Annotated in this window: 18 protein-coding genes; 12 read left to right on the top strand and 6 right to left on the bottom strand. The window is 61.9% G+C overall.

Annotation, left to right across the window (positions count from 1 at the left end):
- Positions 1 to 18: 18 nt before the first annotated feature.
- The 6 genes from SALA_RS00400 to SALA_RS00375 all read left to right on the top strand — a co-directional run bounded on the left by SALA_RS00400 (position 19) and on the right by SALA_RS00375 (position 5530).
- Positions 19 to 570, top strand: coding sequence for a TetR/AcrR family transcriptional regulator (locus SALA_RS00400; RefSeq protein ID WP_011540418.1), 552 nt, complete (start codon positions 19 to 21; stop codon positions 568 to 570).
- 108 nt (positions 571 to 678) lie between these two features.
- Complete coding sequence (locus SALA_RS00395; RefSeq protein WP_011540417.1) at positions 679 to 1134, top strand: DUF6130 family protein; 456 nt, start codon at positions 679 to 681, stop codon at positions 1132 to 1134.
- Positions 1135 to 1179: 45 nt separating this feature from the next.
- Entirely contained in the window at positions 1180 to 2232 is a 1053-nt protein-coding gene (locus SALA_RS00390) for an alpha/beta fold hydrolase (protein WP_011540416.1), read from the top strand.
- A gap of 126 nt (positions 2233 to 2358) precedes the next feature.
- Positions 2359 to 3468 carry a thioredoxin family protein gene (locus SALA_RS00385; RefSeq protein WP_153802603.1) on the top strand — a complete coding sequence of 370 codons (1110 nt, stop codon included), beginning with the start codon at positions 2359 to 2361 and terminating at the stop codon, positions 3466 to 3468.
- Between the two features lie 356 nt (positions 3469 to 3824).
- Positions 3825 to 4100 (top strand): hypothetical protein, encoded by a 276-nt coding sequence (locus tag SALA_RS00380; protein WP_011540414.1) that lies wholly within the window; start codon positions 3825 to 3827, stop codon positions 4098 to 4100.
- A 317-nt stretch (positions 4101 to 4417) separates the two neighbouring features.
- Positions 4418 to 5530: an MBL fold metallo-hydrolase gene (locus SALA_RS00375; protein ID WP_041382889.1), complete on the top strand. Its 1113-nt coding sequence runs from the start codon at positions 4418 to 4420 to the stop codon at positions 5528 to 5530.
- 180 nt (positions 5531 to 5710) lie between these two features.
- Here the strand turns inward: SALA_RS00375 and SALA_RS00370 are convergent, their stop codons facing one another.
- Positions 5711 to 6196: a hypothetical protein gene (locus SALA_RS00370; RefSeq protein ID WP_041382887.1), complete on the bottom strand. Its 486-nt coding sequence runs from the start codon at positions 6194 to 6196 to the stop codon at positions 5711 to 5713.
- 273 nt (positions 6197 to 6469) lie between these two features.
- Here SALA_RS00370 and SALA_RS00365 point away from each other — a divergent pair, with 273 nt between their 5' ends.
- From SALA_RS00365 to SALA_RS16565, 5 genes are all read left to right on the top strand, one after another.
- A complete protein-coding gene (locus tag SALA_RS00365) occupies positions 6470 to 6913 on the top strand; it encodes a hypothetical protein (RefSeq protein ID WP_153802602.1) in 444 nt (147 codons plus the stop codon).
- Positions 6910 to 7782: a hypothetical protein gene (locus SALA_RS00360; RefSeq protein WP_011540410.1), complete on the top strand. Its 873-nt coding sequence runs from the start codon at positions 6910 to 6912 to the stop codon at positions 7780 to 7782. The genes SALA_RS00365 and SALA_RS00360 overlap by 4 nt, the downstream gene beginning before the upstream one ends.
- Before the next feature lie 186 nt (positions 7783 to 7968).
- The gene (locus SALA_RS00355; RefSeq protein WP_011540409.1) at positions 7969 to 8877 is read left to right on the top strand and encodes a tyrosine-type recombinase/integrase; all 909 of its coding nucleotides are present in this window, start codon (positions 7969 to 7971) and stop codon (positions 8875 to 8877) included.
- Positions 8878 to 8882: 5 nt separating this feature from the next.
- Complete coding sequence (locus SALA_RS00350; RefSeq protein WP_011540408.1) at positions 8883 to 10073, top strand: IS91 family transposase; 1191 nt, start codon at positions 8883 to 8885, stop codon at positions 10071 to 10073.
- 504 nt (positions 10074 to 10577) lie between these two features.
- Positions 10578 to 10862, top strand: coding sequence for a DUF1153 domain-containing protein (locus SALA_RS16565; protein WP_011540407.1), 285 nt, complete (start codon positions 10578 to 10580; stop codon positions 10860 to 10862).
- Between the two features lie 86 nt (positions 10863 to 10948).
- Here the strand turns inward: SALA_RS16565 and SALA_RS00345 are convergent, their stop codons facing one another.
- Together SALA_RS00345 and SALA_RS17020 are read right to left on the bottom strand one after the other, a co-directional pair.
- The gene (locus SALA_RS00345; RefSeq protein ID WP_041382883.1) at positions 10949 to 11323 is read right to left on the bottom strand and encodes a glycine zipper 2TM domain-containing protein; all 375 of its coding nucleotides are present in this window, start codon (positions 11321 to 11323) and stop codon (positions 10949 to 10951) included.
- 221 nt (positions 11324 to 11544) lie between these two features.
- Entirely contained in the window at positions 11545 to 12270 is a 726-nt protein-coding gene (locus tag SALA_RS17020; protein WP_011540405.1) for a hypothetical protein, read from the bottom strand.
- 355 nt (positions 12271 to 12625) lie between these two features.
- Here SALA_RS17020 and SALA_RS00335 point away from each other — a divergent pair, with 355 nt between their 5' ends.
- On the top strand, positions 12626 to 12877 hold the full coding sequence (locus SALA_RS00335) for a hypothetical protein (protein ID WP_041383491.1): 252 nt from the start codon (positions 12626 to 12628) through the stop codon (positions 12875 to 12877).
- Between the two features lie 385 nt (positions 12878 to 13262).
- Here the strand turns inward: SALA_RS00335 and SALA_RS00330 are convergent, their stop codons facing one another.
- The 3 genes from SALA_RS00330 to SALA_RS00320 all read right to left on the bottom strand — a co-directional run bounded on the left by SALA_RS00330 (position 13263) and on the right by SALA_RS00320 (position 15777).
- Entirely contained in the window at positions 13263 to 14003 is a 741-nt protein-coding gene (locus SALA_RS00330; protein ID WP_011540403.1) for a hypothetical protein, read from the bottom strand.
- A complete protein-coding gene (locus tag SALA_RS00325; protein WP_041382881.1) occupies positions 14000 to 14542 on the bottom strand; it encodes a hypothetical protein in 543 nt (180 codons plus the stop codon). The genes SALA_RS00330 and SALA_RS00325 overlap by 4 nt, the downstream gene beginning before the upstream one ends.
- 116 nt (positions 14543 to 14658) lie before the next feature.
- Positions 14659 to 15777: an amidohydrolase family protein gene (locus SALA_RS00320; protein WP_237700900.1), complete on the bottom strand. Its 1119-nt coding sequence runs from the start codon at positions 15775 to 15777 to the stop codon at positions 14659 to 14661.
- Positions 15778 to 16003: the final 226 nt, after the last annotated feature.

Raw genomic sequence — 16003 nt, 5'->3', positions numbered from 1 at the left:
AGACTGAAAGGGACGATTTTGGCGAGACCAAAGAGCGAGCAGAAGCGAAACGCCATCCTTGCGGCAACGACCGGGTTGATCGCAGAGCAGGGTCTGGGCGCGCCAACTGCGGAGATCGCAAAACAGGCCGGCGTGCCGCATGGCTCGGTCTTTGCCTATTTCAACACCAAGGCCGAATTGCTGCGGACCCTCTATGTCGAGCTGAGCGCGGAGATGACCGACACGGTGATGGCCGATATGCCCGGTGACGAAAGCGCTCGAGACCAGTTTCGTCATCTGTGGGTTCGCTGGACGCATTGGGGCGCATCGAACCCGTCGAAGCGGCGCGCGCAGGCGATCCTGAAGTTGTCGGTCGAGCGCCGCCAAGCCGATGATTATGCTTCACCGGTTTTCAAGATAATTGAGCGTGCGAGCGAGCATGGCACCCTCGGGGATGGGCCGCCGCTCTACGTCATCGAACTTGTCGATGCCTGGGTGTCGACGACAATCGACTTCATGATCGGCCATCCCAAGGAAGCCGACGAATATTGTGAGCGCGGGTTTAACGCCATGTGGCACGCCTTGAATTGAGACGATCTCTCGACGTTTGATGGGTTGGGTAGCTTTCGGCGCCCTTGCATTTCCCATGCTGACGATCCGGCAGCATCGGGCGCGTCGCGCGCCCACTGGAGACCTTCGATGCCCAGACAAATGAAATACGCCCTAGCGCTTTTGGTCGCATTCGCCTTCGCCGCGCCCGCTTCCGCGCAGACCGCACGAGACATCGTCGGGCCCGCTGGCGTCGTCCCTTGGAGCGCACCGCAACTGCCAGCGCGGATCATCGTCGACCCTCCGCTTCCCGGCCCTCTCGCCCGCGGCCAAGTCTTCATCCAGTATCGTGCCGACAATCTGCGAATCCAGCCGGTGTTCGGTCCGAACGCGCTCGATGTCTCACCGCGCATCGGCCATATCCACGTCACCGTCGATCGCGCGCCTTGGCACTGGGCCGACGCCAGCGGCGAACCGGTCATTCTGGTTGGGTTACCGCCCGGCCCGCACGAGGTCGAGTTCATCCTCGCCGATGCGAACCACATGCCGCTCGATCGCGCGGTTGTCGCGTTCACCGTGCCGGCGACAACCACACCGCATCATTGATCCAAACCGCCGATCCCCTTGGGCAAACCAAAAAAGGATATCATCATGACCGATCATAGCGACACCGATCGCAGGCTTTTCCTCCAGACGGCCGGGCTTGGCGCAGCCGGAATGGCAATGACGGCCCTCGGCCTGCCCGGCACATCACAAGCCGCGCTACTTGCCCCGACGCGACCCATGGCCGCCGGCTCCTCTCCCACGTTGGGGCCGTTGCGGCAGATACGGGCAGGCGAACTGGACATCGCCTATATCGAAATGGGTCCGCCCAAGGGGCAGGTCGCCATTCTCTTACACGGCTGGCCGTATGACATCCATTGTTACGAAGAGGTCGCGCCGCTGCTTGCCAAGGCAGGCTACCGCGTGATTATTCCCTATCTGCGCGGATATGGTGCCACGCGGTTCGTTGCGGCCGACACGCTGCGCAACGGTCAGCAAGCCGCGTTGGCACAGGATGTGATCGCGCTGATGGATGCGCTCAGGATCCAGACCACGACGGTTGCAGGATGCGACTGGGGTGCACGCACCGCCTGCATCGTTGCCGCGATCTGGCCCGAGCGCGTCACTGCACTGGTGTCGGTCAGCGGCTATCTCATCGGCAGTCAGCAGGCCAATGTCATGCCGCTACCTCCGAAAGCCGAGCTGAGCTGGTGGTACCAATTCTACTTTGCGACCGACCGCGGCGAGCGCGGTTATGAGGCCAATCGCAAGGAGTTCGCCAAACTCATCTGGCATACGGCATCGCCCGAATGGAAGTTCGATGATGCGACCTTCGACCGATCGGCGCAGGCATTCGACAATCCCGACCATGTCGCGATCGTGATCCATAATTACCGCTGGCGATTGGGTGCGGCAGCAGGCGATCCGAAATATGATGCACTGGAAAAGCGTCTCGCCGAAAGCCCGACCATCGGCGTGCCGACGATCACCCTTGAAGGCGACGCGAATGGCGCTCCGCACCCCGATCCAGCCGCCTATGCCAAGAAATTCACGGGGAAATACGCTCACCGCAATATCACTGGCGGCATCGGGCATAATCTACCGCAAGAGGCGCCCAAGGCTTTTGCCGACGCCGTACTGCAGGCGGCGACTCCGGCATGACAAGCGGAACGTCGAACGCAAAGAATGTAACGTCCCTGCCCTCGCAACCGAAACGCACAGGCGCGGGGAACGCAGCCGCATGTCCGGCCCTTGAAGGGCTGGCACGCATCAGAAGGAAATAGGTCAATGCTACGCAAAAGACGCGGTTTGGGATTTGCGGCGATCGCGGTTACCGCGGCGATCGGCGCGGTCGTCTATTGCTTCGGCGACATACCGGGCGGCCGCTTGAACCCGACGCCCAGCCCGATCCCGAGCGCCGCCGCCGCCGAATATCCCGGCCAGCCGCTTGTGGCCCTTGCCGGCAACGGTCCCTGGCTCAACACGACTGAGCGCACGCCGCAGGCACTGCGCGGCAAAGTCGTTCTTGTCAATTTCTGGACCTATTCGTGCATAAACTCGCTGCGGCCCCTGCCCTATATTCGCGACTGGGCCGCGAAGTATAAAGACGACGGTCTGATCGTCATCGGTGTCCACACACCCGAATTCGCTTTCGAAAAGGATGGTGACAAGGTCCGACGCGCCGTGGCGGAACTCGGCGTCACCTGGCCGGTCAAGCTCGACAGCGACTATGCGACCTGGAGGCTGTTCGGCAACGACGGCTGGCCAGGATTCTATTTCATCGATGCCAAAGGCCAGGTCCGCCACCATCGTCTCGGCGAGGGCGATTATGCGGCGTCCGAACGGCTGCTCCAGCAACTCCTCGCCGAAGCCAAGGCTGCGCCAATCAATGAAAAACTGACTGGCGACATCGGCAAGGGGATAGAGGCGGCTCCCGATTGGGACCAACTGCGCTCGCCCGAGACCTATGTCGGATACCGACAGGCCGACCGCCTCGCCGCGCCGCAACGGTTGAAGCGGGACGCTCCCCTCACCTATAGCCTTCCCTCTTCCGTCCCGGCCAACCAATGGGGCTTGGGCGGAGCATGGACCGTCGGCGCCGAGTCCGCACGCGCCGACGCCGCGTCGGCGAAGATACGCTATCGCTTCGAGGCGCGTGACCTGCACATGGTCCTCGGCGCGCGCGGCGACGGAACACCCGCCCGCTTCCGCGTGACGCTCGATGGTTTGCCGCCCGGAACAGATCATGGTGTGGATACCGATGCGAACGGCATGGGCACCGTTACCAAGGACAGGCTCTACCAGCTCGTTCGCCAGTCCGCGGCCGTCAGAGCCCGGACATTCGAGATCGAATTCCTCGACCCCGGTGCTCGCGCCTATGTCTTCACCTTTGGATAGCTGTCGGTCTTGGCCGATCGTGGACAGTCTGGACCCTGCCTAAATATGCGCTGAAGCAGCCGCCGAGCCGAGCGCCGGGGACCGAATTGGCGTCTCCATACTATTTCGTAGCGGAGTTTGCGTCCAAGGCATGATCTTCCGCGGAGCGGTCGCTGGCGCGACCCAGGTGATCACTCCGTGGTGGGGGCGATGTTTTTGCGATTGCATTCATCGTTGAAGGGCGGTGCGAAGGAGACTTCGCGCCGCCTTTTTACCGCTCGACGCCGATCGGGCCTCGCCGATTGCGGGATTGGCGCCGCGCATGTGTCAACGATGCAGATGGTGTATCAAGGATCGTCAAGGGATCGGGGGGTGCGATGGCAGCAAGCACAAGACGGTGGTGGGATCGGATTTTTTGGGCGGTAGTTGTCGTCGATGCCATCGGTGCGCTGACGTTGATTTTTGCAAGCGAAGGAAACCAGGATGCGGCGGGGCGCGGCGTGCAGTCGGGTTTGGGGATCATTCTGCTGATCATTGTCGCGGTGCTGGCCGGCCTGGGCTGGCTTTTCAAGACGCCCTTCGTGCGCGTGCCGGTGTTCATTGCGATGGCGCTGCCGGGCTTGTGGCTCGCGTCCGCCTATCTGTCGCAATGAATGAGGCCCGGAAAATGCCGCAAAGTCGCGCGGCGCGGCACGGCAAGAAATGGGCGTAAGCGGACTCTCTGTCGCGATTATCAACGCTGACTCGACTCATGACCAAATAGGCCTAGCGTGATGGCGCAATGACTTTCCTGCGACCCGGAAAGCCGTTGGGGCTTCCTTTGGTCATGACGGCAGAGGACGGAAGGGCTTCGTTATACGGCGAGGCCCTTCTTTGTCGCGCTGCACGCAAATCATCGGCACCGCAAATTTCATATCTTTAGGAATTGCTCAGCCAATAGAGTAGCGTCCGGCGAAATTCGGAGGTGCAGATGACGGTCGAAGCCCTGGGACTATTCACACGTCGATCGATGCTGGCCGGGGCCATCGGGGCGGCGGCGATGTCCGGCTTGCCGCTGCGCGCAAAGGATGCTGCTTTCCGGGTGCCGGTCGTCGACTCGCTCACGCTGACCGTTCTCACCGACAGCGGGACATTCGGACCTTTTCTTCCCGATCTGGACCTGCCCGGTCTAAAGGTGTTGCGTGCCGGCAACGGAAGCCCTCCAGGCTACACCCGCATGTCGCCCAAAGCCTTGATGGGGGAGTTCGGTCTTTCCCTGCTCGCGGATTCGCGCGTCGGAGACGCGTCACGCCGGGTGCTCGTCGACTTCGGCTACACGGCTGAGGTCCTCGCCAACAATATGGGGATGCTCGGTATCGATCCATCGAGCATCGACGCGTCCGTGCTGAGCCATGGGCACCTCGATCACTACGGCGGCTTTCCTGCCATGACCGGCAGCGCAGAAAAACGCGGTCGTCCGCTGCCGCTCTACGTCGGCGGGGAGGAAACCTTCTGCGAGCGGGTCGCGATGATCGGCGATCCGCCGCCGGTGATGGGCATTCTAGATCGCGCGGCGCTGACCAAAGCCGGTTACGAAGTCCGCATCTCGCCGACGCCTCAGATCGTCGCCGATCAGGCGTTCACGACCGGGATCATCCCGCTCGAGACATTCGAGCGCACCGCGATCCCGACGCGGATGCGGCCCGGAGCCGGCTGCGAGCGGACCGGACTGCGCAGCGACAAGCGTGATCTGGCCGAAGTCACCGACGACGGCGAGCATGAGCTCGCCACCTGCTATGCCATCAAGGGACTTGGCTTGGTGGTGATTGCATCGTGTAGCCATCGCGGCGTCCTCAATTCGGTCCGGCGCGCGCAGGCGATCAGCGGCATTTCAAAGGTGCAAATGGTGATCGGCGGCTTCCATCTCGTCCGCCCGCGCACCGAGGAGGAGGCGCGGCAGACCGTCTCAGCGTTCAAGGTGATCGATCCCGACTATATCGTGCCGATGCACTGCACCGGCGAGGTCTTTATCGAGGAAGCCATCCGGCAGATGCCCTCAAAGGTCATCCGTCCCTATGTCGGTACGCGCTTAGCAATGGCATGAAGGCAAAAATTGGCCGGTAGGAGACTGACCGCTTCTTGGCACCGAACCGGGTATAGCGGACCTTGCCAATGTGACGAACGTCAAAGAGTGCGGCGGCCGCAGCATCTGGAGATCGCCATTTTGCAACTTCGAGGACTCGGGCTTAGAAACTGACGTTCGTCGACAATTTCACGGTGATCTTTACCACCCACTCTCGGCGGCAGCCGACATGATACAGGCAGTTGCAGACAGAGATTGCTGAAATTTAGCCTGCCGTTCGCCAAAGAAAGCAACTTGCAAATTGATCGTGGCTGTCTGTTTTGCGGCGTCGACCGGGGTGCCACCCGAGCCGAAGCAAGTCCATTTCTGGATGCCAACTCCCGCCCCTTGCACGACGATGATCACAGCTGCCCCTCCACGTGCGGTGAGGATGGCCCGAATGCAGGCCTCGCTATTCGAGGCTGCGCATGCCCGCACCTTACTGCGATCAGTCCCCGGGGCAGCCCGCTCGAACGCGCCGGAGTAGGCCGCCAGCGTAACATAGGCTTCAGCAAGGCCTTCTTCGCCAAGGTCAGCGGAGTAGGCAATCACATCGATCCGCGGCGGCGGCGGTGCCGCGAAGGCCGGTGTGACCATTAGCATCGAAGGGAAGAAGAGCGCGAGCAATGAGCGGCTGACGATGGGCATGACTTCTCCCGATAAAATTCCGGCGGCTTTGGCGTCGCCAGCGTTCGTCAATGGAATTCCGCGACTTACGGTCCGGCGTTTTGCTTAGCGGCTACCCGCCATATTTCCAAATTGCTTCGCTACGACGTGTCGGTTAGCCCGGAGCCGGGAGAAATGCCTATGCGAGCCCGGCCAATCTTGGTTTCAATATGTCTGATCAGCATGCCAGCACAGGCGGCAGAAAAAACGACCTATGGGTGGTGCGAACGGCGCGAACCGACGGACATATATCGCATGTCAGGGCTCATGCAGAAATCGCCGAGCACGTCCACGGTCGACATCGAGAACGCTTTTCGCGCTTCTCTTGGAACCGAAGAGAGCGTCACCTGCTGGTTCTATTATTCCAGCCCCAGCGAAGGCGAAGACTATTTCAACCGGCGGCAGTACGTGATCGCGACCGAGGAGAAGCGCCAGTTCACACTAACAGGATGGACCGGTCCCTATGCGATCACCGGCAAGCCGGCGCCTAAACCCGCCGGAGCCGTTCTGACGGTAGAAGCGGCCCCTGTCGCACAGCCTGATGCAGAAGCGGCAGCGCGGGCCGCAATAATCGTGCAGCGCCGCGAAGTGGATGCTCGCGTCGGTGCGGCAGCCCGTGCCGCGCAAGCAGATGCTGAATATCAAGCAAAGCTCAGCAAGTTTTTCGAGGAACTGCGCCGCCGAGGACGCGCCCAATGAAGGCCTTTCTGGCTGCGGCCAGCCTTTTTGCGATCCCGATAGCCGGTGCGCAGGTGCCTACGGGTAGCGCGCAGACGTTCCCCGATCTGCGCGAGACGACGCCACCGGAACCATCGCCACCGCGCGGATCGCCCCCCCGCATCATTCCCGGCACGCTGGTGAAGATGTCGGGGGGCGACGCCAATCTGCGGCAGTTTGTGGCGCTGGCCGGAAGCGAGATCACAATCACACTGCGTGGCACAGGCCTCATCGCTGCAGTCCTTTATGACGCCGACGGCACTGCCCTTGCCGTGCGGGAGGCGACGACCGTCGCGCGCATTCGGCAAAAACTGCCCAAAGACGGAGTCTATTATCTCGCGCCCATTGCTCCGCCGGGTTCACAACTCGAGTTGTCGCTGGATTTGGCACTTCCCCCGCCGCCGCCAGAACCGGACTGGATGCGCAGAATCACGAAGCTCCCGACGATCGCGACCGATTACGGACCGGCATTCCCAATCGCTCCCGGGCAATTAATCTCGGGCAATTTTGCACAGGCGGCTGTGTCCCGGTTCGAACCAGCGCGGGCGGCCGTCCTCTACCGCCTCGAAGGGCGATTGGCGCAGCGCGTGAAGGTAGCGGTGCGTTCTTCCGATGCCCACAGCCTAGTCTGGATAGCGCGCGGCCCGAGCGATCCGAAAATGCTCCGTTCGAGTGACGCCCAGTATAAAGGCGACGTGGGTTATGACAGCGTGCTCGATCGATACCTGCCGGCCGACGGAACATATTTCATAATCGTTCAAGCCTATGCCGACGGACCGAAAGGTCAGCGCGACCTATCTGCCCCAGGGCCGTCCGCCGGCGAATTCACTATCGAGATGCAGCTGAAGTAAGAATCTCACATCGAAGCCGATCACGATCGCCTAAGCCGCAGTGCTTACCGATGCTGGCCGTTGCACGAACCGCTCCGCGGATTGGCGCTATTGTCGAGGTAAAGCCGTCCAGCGAGCGCCGCATGTGATTGAACGTCGGCGGCCATAGGCAGACCCTTTCGACTCCTTCAACTGAGGAGTCGAACGATGAATGAGCTTATCCAGATTGGCCCGATCAGCCCGCTACGCCAGCGCCTGCTCGACGACATGGCGATGCGGCGGTTCGGGCCGGAGACGCAGCGTAATTATCTGCGCGACGTCGGACGGTTCGCGACCTGGCTCGGGCGCTCACCGCACACCGCAAGTGCGGAGGAGGTCCGCCAGTTCCAGATCGATCAGCAGCAAGCGGGCGTTCCGGTGCCGACGATGAACAGCATCGTCAGTGCGCTCCGCTTCTTCTTCACCGAGACGCTCGACCGCCCCGATCTCGCGCGCAAGCTGATCCGCGCCAAGCAGGTTCGCAAGATCCCCGTCGTCCTGACCATGGCCGAGGTGAAGCGGCTGCTCGATGCGACCCGCTGTCTCAAGCACCAGGCTGCACTGTCGGTTGCGTACGGCGCCGGGCTGCGCGTCGCCGAGGTCTCAGCGCTCAAGGTCAGCAATATCGACAGCAAGCGCATGCTGCTGCGTGTCGAGCGCGGTAAAGGCGGACGTGACCGCAACGCCATGCTGCCCGAAGGCTTGCTCCTGCTGCTGCGCGACTGGTGGCGCGCCGGACGACAGCAGGGCATTTTGTATCGCGACGGCTGGCTCTTTCCCGGACAGGGCGCAGCGGCCCATATCAGCACCCGCCAGCTCCACCGCGTCGTCGTCGAGGCGGCTGAGGCGGCCGATATCGACAAGCGCGTCGGGCCGCACACCTTGCGCCACAGCTTTGCCACCCACCTGCTCGAGGACGGCGTCAACATCCGCGTCATCCAGGCGCTGCTCGGACACGCCAACCTCAATACCACCGCCTTTTACTTGCAGGTCGCAACGAAGACGACGCGCAAGGTGACCAGCCCGCTCGACAGGCTCGCGCTGGCATCGCCCATCGAGGAGCCACCCGACGGCTGAGGCTGATGCGCACCTCGCTCGAGGTCGCCGACGTCTTCCGTACTGCTGGACCCGCGTATCGCACCGCGCATGCCGGGCATCTGAGCCTGCATCAGCTCAAGATCATGTCGGCGATCGAACATTGCCGCACCGCCGCCCTAGGTGGACACGTCGAGGCTTGCACCGACTGCGGGCATTGGCGGATCGCCTACAACAGTTGCCGCAACCGGCACTGCCCGCGGTGCCAGGGCGCTGCTGCACGCACCTGGCTCGAGGCCCGCGAGGCCGACCTGCTCCCGGTCGGCTATTTCCACGTCGTCTTCACCCTCCCTGCCGAGGTCGCTGCGATCGCCTTCACCAACAAGGCGCTGGTCTATGATCTTCTGTTCAAGGCCGCGGCCGATACGATGCTGACCATCGCCGCTGATCCCAAGCATCTCGGCGCCCGGATCGGCATCACCGCCGTCCTTCACACATGGGGATCCGCCCTCACCCATCATCCCCACATCCACATGATCGTGCCGGGCGGCGGCATATCGCGCGATGGGACGCGCTGGATATCCGCACGCCCCGCCTTCCTGCTCCCCGTGCGCGTGCTCGGCGCGCTTTTCCGCCGCCTGTTCCTGACCCGCCTTCGCGCGCTGCACGATGACGGCAAGCTCGCTTTCTTTGGCAGCCTCACGCATTTTGCCGAACGACGAGCATTCCTGCGGCACCTCTCTCCCGTCAGGAAGAAGCGCTGGGTGGTCTATGCCAAGCCGCCGTTCGCCGGGCCCGAAGCGGTGCTCGCCTATCTGTCGCGCTACACCCACCGGGTTGCGATATCGAACAGCCGCCTCCTCCGCTTCGACGAGGCCGGGGTCACCTTCCGCTACAAGGATTATCGCCAGGGCGGCGCCAACCGCCAGCAGGTCATGACCCTCGCCGCCGACGAGTTCATTCGCCGCTTCCTCCTCCACGCCCTGCCCCGCGGGTTCCACCGCATCCGCCACTATGGGCTCCTCGCCAGCGCTAGGCGCAAGGATCATCTCGAACGCGCCCGCCGTCTGCTCAATGTCGCCCCCGCGCCGGCCGACGATCTGCCCGCCGAGCTCGAAGCTCAGCCGCTGTGCCCGTGCTGCGGCGGCACCATGGCGATCATCGAGGTCTTCGAACGTCGCTATCAACCCCGAGCGCCACCACCGCCCTCACTCTCATCCGGGACACAGGCGCCGTGACCCGGCACGGCTCATCCACTCCCATACCCGGCGCAGCCCTGCGTCCGGAAGCGGACCCGCTTGCGCTCGCCCTGCCGAAAAGCAGACGCCGCTATACTAAAATCGGCCCGTCCGCTTTTCGGCGTCCGCTTTTGCGATCTAAATTCAGACGGTCCGCTCTCAGATGCGTCCCATTTTGGGCAGCATCCGTCAGCCCCAGGCCACGCTCAAAACCGCTTTCCCCATAGCTCTCAGCCTATGACCCCCGCGGTTCGGGCATCGAAGACTTTCCGACGCCTGACGGCGTCCGAAACCCTAAACGTCTGAAGACGTTCCGCTTTTAAGGCATAAATGAGCAAAAGCGGACAAGCCGCGACACATCTTCTGTCGTGACGGTCCCCATGATGCGATCAACCGCTGGTCGCATCGAGGGGCAGGTGACAAGATTTTGTTAACCTTATCGGCGCAGTTTTACTGCGGGGGGCACGTACAAGCGGCTTCAGCCGCGCGAATGGAGAGTTCGCGGTGCTCGATTTGAAGACTAAGCCGACATCGGTCGCCGGACCGCTGGGCCCGGTCACAGTGGGCGATTTACCATCGTCATCGACAACCTATTGGACGGCTCGCCGGAAGGCCGAAGTTCTGGCGGCGATAGACGGTGGGCTAATGGACTTTGAGGAAGCCTGCGAGAGATATCGCCTCAGCCGCGAAGAGCTTGCCGCATGGCGGCGCATGCTCGACCGTGCCGGGGTGCCCGGGCTCCGTATTACAAACAGGCAGCGCCTTCGTGATCAGTATATTTTTGAATAGACGATGGGTGCGGCGCGTTCCCCACAGCGCGCGGCACTAAGAGGGCGGCGCGGGCAGACTGGTCCCTCCCGCGCCGCCCATTCAGTTCAACGGCATTTGAGTTCGCCACGGTCGATGGCGCGCCCCAATAGACCGCCGCCGGCCGCGCCAATGATCGTCCCGACCGTCCGGTCGCGGCCGCCATCGAGCTCGCGTCCAACGAGCGCACCCACGGCGGCGCCGATGATGAGCCCGGTCGTTCCATTCTCGCGGCGGCAGTAATAACGTCCATCCTTCGCTCGCCAGATGCGGTCGTTTTGCGACAGGCGACGCGGCTCATAATAGCGGCCAGACCCGTCATACAGCCCGCGATCCTTGGCGCGCTTGCCATGTGCGGGCGCCCAGGGCGGCGGGTCGGCAAGTGCCGGAGCATTGGGGATGGCAACGGCCGCGAGAACCGCGGCAGCAATATATTTCTTCAACTCCCGTCTCCTTCTGTGAACCGAGAGCGATAGTCTTACCGAGCCGAACTGCGGCTGAACAAAACATTCATGAGGGAGCATTGATTCGCCACTCTGCGCCGAGGCTGGCAAGTGCCGAGGTTCGGACCGCCAACCCTCTCGGTGTACACGAGATGCTCCGCGCTAGCCGAAACAAAGGCGTCCCCGGCCGGTCCTACGACCAGCCGGGGACGCCTTGCGGCTTATCGGTTCATCGCGTGAATGCGGACCACGGCCTGGGTTCTAGCATCGATCTGATAGATCTGCCGTCCGTCCGAGCGAAAATAGCTTTGGTCGGTGTCGCGGTACCGGTCGCGATACTCATAAGGAACGCCGTAAAGATCCGTCGGCGCCCGCTGACCGATCTGCAGGCTGGTCGTATTGCGGCCCAACACGCCATCGAACACGCCGCCCAGTCCCCCGCGTTGTTCAGGCTCGCGGTATCGGTTGTCGGCGTCGTCGTACCGGCTATCGTCGCGATCATATCCGCGTCCATCATCCCGGCGGCCGTCTCGGTCGTCGTAGCGGTCGTCGTCGCGTCCGCCCTGGCGGTCCCAGTCGTCATAACGTCCCCGCGCGCCATCGTCGGCCTGGCGCACTTCCTGTCGGAGCGAGCGCAGCCGCAACTGAAGGTCCTGCAGTTCCCCATTGGTCAAGCCGTTCCGGCTGTAGCGGCGCTCCAGCTCGGTCAGCGATCGCAGCGATGAGCGAAGCGACAACGCTTCGCGGCGGCTGATAGCGCCCGATCGCACACCTTCCTCGATGCGTTCGCGCAGTTGCTCAATGCGGGACGAAATGTTTCCGCGGCCGCCGTCGTCGTCACGATAGCTTCCGGGCCGGTCCTGATAGCGATTGTCCGGAGCCTGCGCGACCGCAGGGCCCGTTATCGCCGCAGCCGAAATGGCCAAGCTCAATAAAAGTCTTTTCATCTGATTTCTCCACACGGCCCCCAAGCATGCCTCCCTTGAGCGCCCCGAACCTTGTCCCGGTCCTGAATGAAGAGTTCATAATTCATTCACAACTAATAAGAGAAATATCGTGCTATATCGGCAATATTTCTAAGTTTCCCAATAGTTGCTGTAGTTATCACTATTTATATTATGCAAGATTTTATGTTTCTGGAACCTCAGACGTCGTTTTTCGTATCGATTTCAACTCCATCTCCTGAGGCTGCATGTCTCACCGCTCTCAGGAGATGGGGCCATCGACTATAGAATTACCTTCGAGCCGGAACCATCAGCCACCAAAAGCGTCCTTTGGCGATAGCAACGGATGGAGGATAGCATGGCTGATGAAATTCATACGATCCGCGAAGCCGACGGGACTACGCACACGACAACGGTCGTGGGGCGTGAACCGAGACGCGGAGGGGGCATAACGCTCATCGTCATCGTTGCGCTCGCTGTCGCGGCCTTCCTCGGCTTCCAGTTTCTCGGGAACGAAAAGGCCGAAACAGGCGCGGTCACGGAGGCGGCGCAGAAGGTAGGCGATGCCGCGCAGAACGTCGGCGACGCCGCCCAAGAAGCCGTCAAATAGAAGTTCCGAAGCGATCGGCAACGATCGTGCGATTCCTGAAGTCTCCAGAATGCGACTCCCTGGAGACAGATGGGGCTTTCTCTTGGATTGAAACCTAAGGGAACGAAAAGGCCTCGCCCTCCGCGGGGCCTTTTTGCTGACCTCGCCGCCCATACGCGACGCGGCGGACCGGTGCTCGCCAATTCCTATCGTTTTGCCTCCGGAAGTGACGCTGTGCAAGGACGGTTGAGCCGCTCCATAAGCGGTCTCTTCCGTTGGACCTGGCCAAACACGGACCGGCAGCTTTTAGACGCTAATTTGAGATAGCGGAAATGTGTCAGAAGCTCCGCCGCGACGAAGTGGATCGTCTAGTTGCCGCCTTCAGCGTCGCAAGTATCCGCCTCCTCTAGCTTGGACAGGTGTAGCGATACCATTTGCGCGCGACGCCGGGCAGCCAGCGGAAGCTGGCCGGGTCGTTTACCTGTTTGGACACGCTGACCGAGCCGTTCGTGTCGACTTCGCTGACGCGGTTGGCACCTTCCAACCAGCTACGGACCGAGCTGCGCGAAGCGATGGCGCCGACAAGCGTCTCGTTGGTTTGCGACAATCGATCCGCGCCGAGCCTGATACGCATCGTGAAGGCGTCGCCCTTCCGAAGCGTGCCTGTGTGCGTGACCTCGGCGCCTTGCTCGCTCCAGCACGATCGGGAGATACCATGCTCGGTTGCGAACTCATAGCCCACGCCTATGGCCATGATCGATTGCTGAAGGGTCGGCGCCACGACGGACGTCCGCAGCACTGCTTCGATGGGCGCGCCCGGTCGGATGACGGCGATGACATAGGTTTCGGCGTAGGAGGGTATGAAGTCGAATGACCGTCCAGCGCTCGCACTCCGCACCATCAACAGCGTTCCAGCGGCGTCATAGACTTCGATAATGACTTTCCCGGCGAGACTGACGTCGATGCTTCGCGTTTCCCCGGGCACGCCGGCAAAATAGAAATAGCGCACTGCGTTGCGCTCACCTGCCGCAAGCGTGAGCGGCTGGCCGACGGGCAAAGGCTGTGCGCTTTCAATCTGCGCCATCGCGGGACCGCCAATCATCGCGGCCGCGATCGCCAGCATCAAGAGCTTCAGATGATGTTTCATTGCGCGCGCCCCCGCTTGCGCATGGCGTCGAGAAACGCCGTGAGCGCCGCCTCCGATTCCGCCCTCGCCTTGGCGCTGGCGGCGATGTTGCGGGCGAGTTCCGCAGCCGCCTGACGCTGTTGTTGCTGCTGCACCTCGCTCCACTCCGGAGCGGCGGGCGCTGGCGGTGACGAGACGGTCAGATGGCTACCCGATGCCGCGGCTGGCCCAGAAGGCGCGCCGGGCGCGGGCCATGCTCCCCGCCAGTTGGTACGAATGACTTGTCCGACGCTCATCGAATAGCGCCTATTGCCCTCTTCAGCGTCGCTCAGTCGCTTGGAAGAGTGGCAGTCGGGCTCGCGAACGATTGTCTCGAACTGTGCAACATAGCCCTGAAAAGCGCGGCCGAACTGGCGCGTCAGCACTTCCTGATGGACATTCCCTCCCTCGCCGATGTCGACGACCGCTGAAAGATAGGTGTCGTACGAGGTATCTTTCTGGATCGTGCACCAGCCATATTCCGCGTTAGCAGGGGTGACGACGGCGATCGACAGCAACATCCCCCAAAAAAACCGATGCATCCAAGCCCCTCGTTTACATGTGTGAGAATCTATACCGAATATCCGCAGACATTGGCGAGCCGTTCCTGCCAAATCAAGGCTCGCGGAGAAGCGTCTCAAGACAGGCGAAAATGCCGCACCGCATTGCGATGAAAGATGCTGGCGCGCTGGCTGGCTGTCAGGTCGGCGCCTTCGATGAACGTCACCGCATCGCGCGAACTTTCATAGGGATAGTCGATCGCCCACATGATATTCTCGATGCCGGCAACCTTGATGACGAGATCAAGCACATCGGGAGATTCGAAGCCGCTCGTCGTCACCGCGAAGTTCCGTTTGAAATATTCGCTGGGCGCTAGCGACAAGGGCTTCATCCGGCCATCCTTGGCGCGGCGCGCCGCCATATGGTCGAGGCGCCACATCCAGAACGGCAGTGCTTCCCCCATATGCCCAAGGACGATGCGCAGCCGCGGATAACGATCAAAAACTCCGCTTAAGATCATCCGCACCGCATGCGTCCCGGCCTCGACGCCGAAGCCCCAGATCGATCCTCCCATGCTGTAGTCCCGAAACGGAGCGGCCATGCCGTTGGACGGTGCGCGTGGGTGAAGGTAAATCGGACAATCGAGCGACTGCGCGGCCTCAAGGACCGGGGCAAAGCGCGGATCGTCCAGATAAAGATCTTGGGTGTGTGAGTTGACTATAAAGCCCTTCAGGCCAAGCGCATTCACTGCGCGCTCCATTTCCCGCGTCGCTTGGACAGGGTCGTGCGGCGCAAAGCAGGCAAGGCCGGCAAAGCGTGTCGGGCGCCGCGCGATGGCGGCGGCGAGATGGTCATTGGTTGTCACTGCAAGCTCGCCCGCCCGGGCTGGCTCGAAAATCTGTACGCCTGGTATCGTCACCGATAGAAGCTGCATGTCGACACCGGCTTCGTCCATGTCGCGGATGCGCTCGGCGTCCACATCGAGCAGTTGGCGGCGAAATCGGTCCTGGTTCGACCCGGGACGCGGATTGTCGAAAATCGAGAGGATACCGGTGGGAATATCCAGGCTGGAGTTGGGTTCGGAGCGGGCAATCTCCAGCCATGCCTTTGCCAACTCCGGCGTAGCAAACGCTTCCTCGGTCGCGATCTTGCGCATTGGCGCCTTGGCCATTTGAGCCGATGCTTCCCGGCTTGCCACCGAGGCCCCTAGCATCGCCGTTGCTGCACCCAGGAATTTTCGACGACTGGTGGTCATGGGCGTACCTCCGCAGAGGGCACAGCAGTATGGGACAGAAGGCCGCATGGCACGGAAATGCAAATTTTCATGGACGCTCTCCAATGGGCAAGATTTTGCGACCCCATGGATTGCCAAGATATTGCGCAGCTTTACCTGAGGCGGCAAGCCGAAATGCTGCTTGCACGTCGCGCGTAGGTTTGGCCGGTTGCAGCCAGTCGGCTTTTAAGGGTGGATATGCAGATGG

The sequence above is a fragment of the Sphingopyxis alaskensis RB2256 genome (assembly GCF_000013985.1).
GTDB lineage: Bacteria > Pseudomonadota > Alphaproteobacteria > Sphingomonadales > Sphingomonadaceae > Sphingopyxis > Sphingopyxis alaskensis.
The sequence above is the reverse complement of the archived record's forward strand: the minus strand, read 5'-3'. Positions and strand labels throughout refer to the sequence as shown.

Bases quoted from the DNA above. Each gene is read 5' to 3' on its own strand.
- SALA_RS00395 (WP_011540417.1), top strand. From the start codon at position 679: ATGCCCAGACAAATGAAATACGCCCTAGCGCTTTTGGTCGCATTCGCC.
- SALA_RS00390 (WP_011540416.1), top strand. From the start codon at position 1,180: ATGACCGATCATAGCGACACCGATCGCAGGCTTTTCCTCCAGACGGCC.
- SALA_RS00385 (WP_153802603.1), top strand. From the start codon at position 2,359: ATGCTACGCAAAAGACGCGGTTTGGGATTTGCGGCGATCGCGGTTACC.
- SALA_RS00380 (WP_011540414.1), top strand. From the start codon at position 3,825: ATGGCAGCAAGCACAAGACGGTGGTGGGATCGGATTTTTTGGGCGGTA.
- SALA_RS00375 (WP_041382889.1), top strand. From the start codon at position 4,418: ATGACGGTCGAAGCCCTGGGACTATTCACACGTCGATCGATGCTGGCC.
- SALA_RS00370 (WP_041382887.1), bottom strand. From the start codon at position 6,196: ATGCCCATCGTCAGCCGCTCATTGCTCGCGCTCTTCTTCCCTTCGATG.
- SALA_RS00365 (WP_153802602.1), top strand. From the start codon at position 6,470: ATGTCAGGGCTCATGCAGAAATCGCCGAGCACGTCCACGGTCGACATC.
- SALA_RS00360 (WP_011540410.1), top strand. From the start codon at position 6,910: ATGAAGGCCTTTCTGGCTGCGGCCAGCCTTTTTGCGATCCCGATAGCC.
- SALA_RS00355 (WP_011540409.1), top strand. From the start codon at position 7,969: ATGAATGAGCTTATCCAGATTGGCCCGATCAGCCCGCTACGCCAGCGC.
- SALA_RS00350 (WP_011540408.1), top strand. From the start codon at position 8,883: ATGCGCACCTCGCTCGAGGTCGCCGACGTCTTCCGTACTGCTGGACCC.
- SALA_RS17020 (WP_011540405.1), bottom strand. From the start codon at position 12,270: ATGAAAAGACTTTTATTGAGCTTGGCCATTTCGGCTGCGGCGATAACG.
- SALA_RS00335 (WP_041383491.1), top strand. From the start codon at position 12,626: ATGGCTGATGAAATTCATACGATCCGCGAAGCCGACGGGACTACGCAC.
- SALA_RS00330 (WP_011540403.1), bottom strand. From the start codon at position 14,003: ATGAAACATCATCTGAAGCTCTTGATGCTGGCGATCGCGGCCGCGATG.
- SALA_RS00325 (WP_041382881.1), bottom strand. From the start codon at position 14,542: ATGTTGCTGTCGATCGCCGTCGTCACCCCTGCTAACGCGGAATATGGC.
- SALA_RS00320 (WP_237700900.1), bottom strand. From the start codon at position 15,777: ATGACCACCAGTCGTCGAAAATTCCTGGGTGCAGCAACGGCGATGCTA.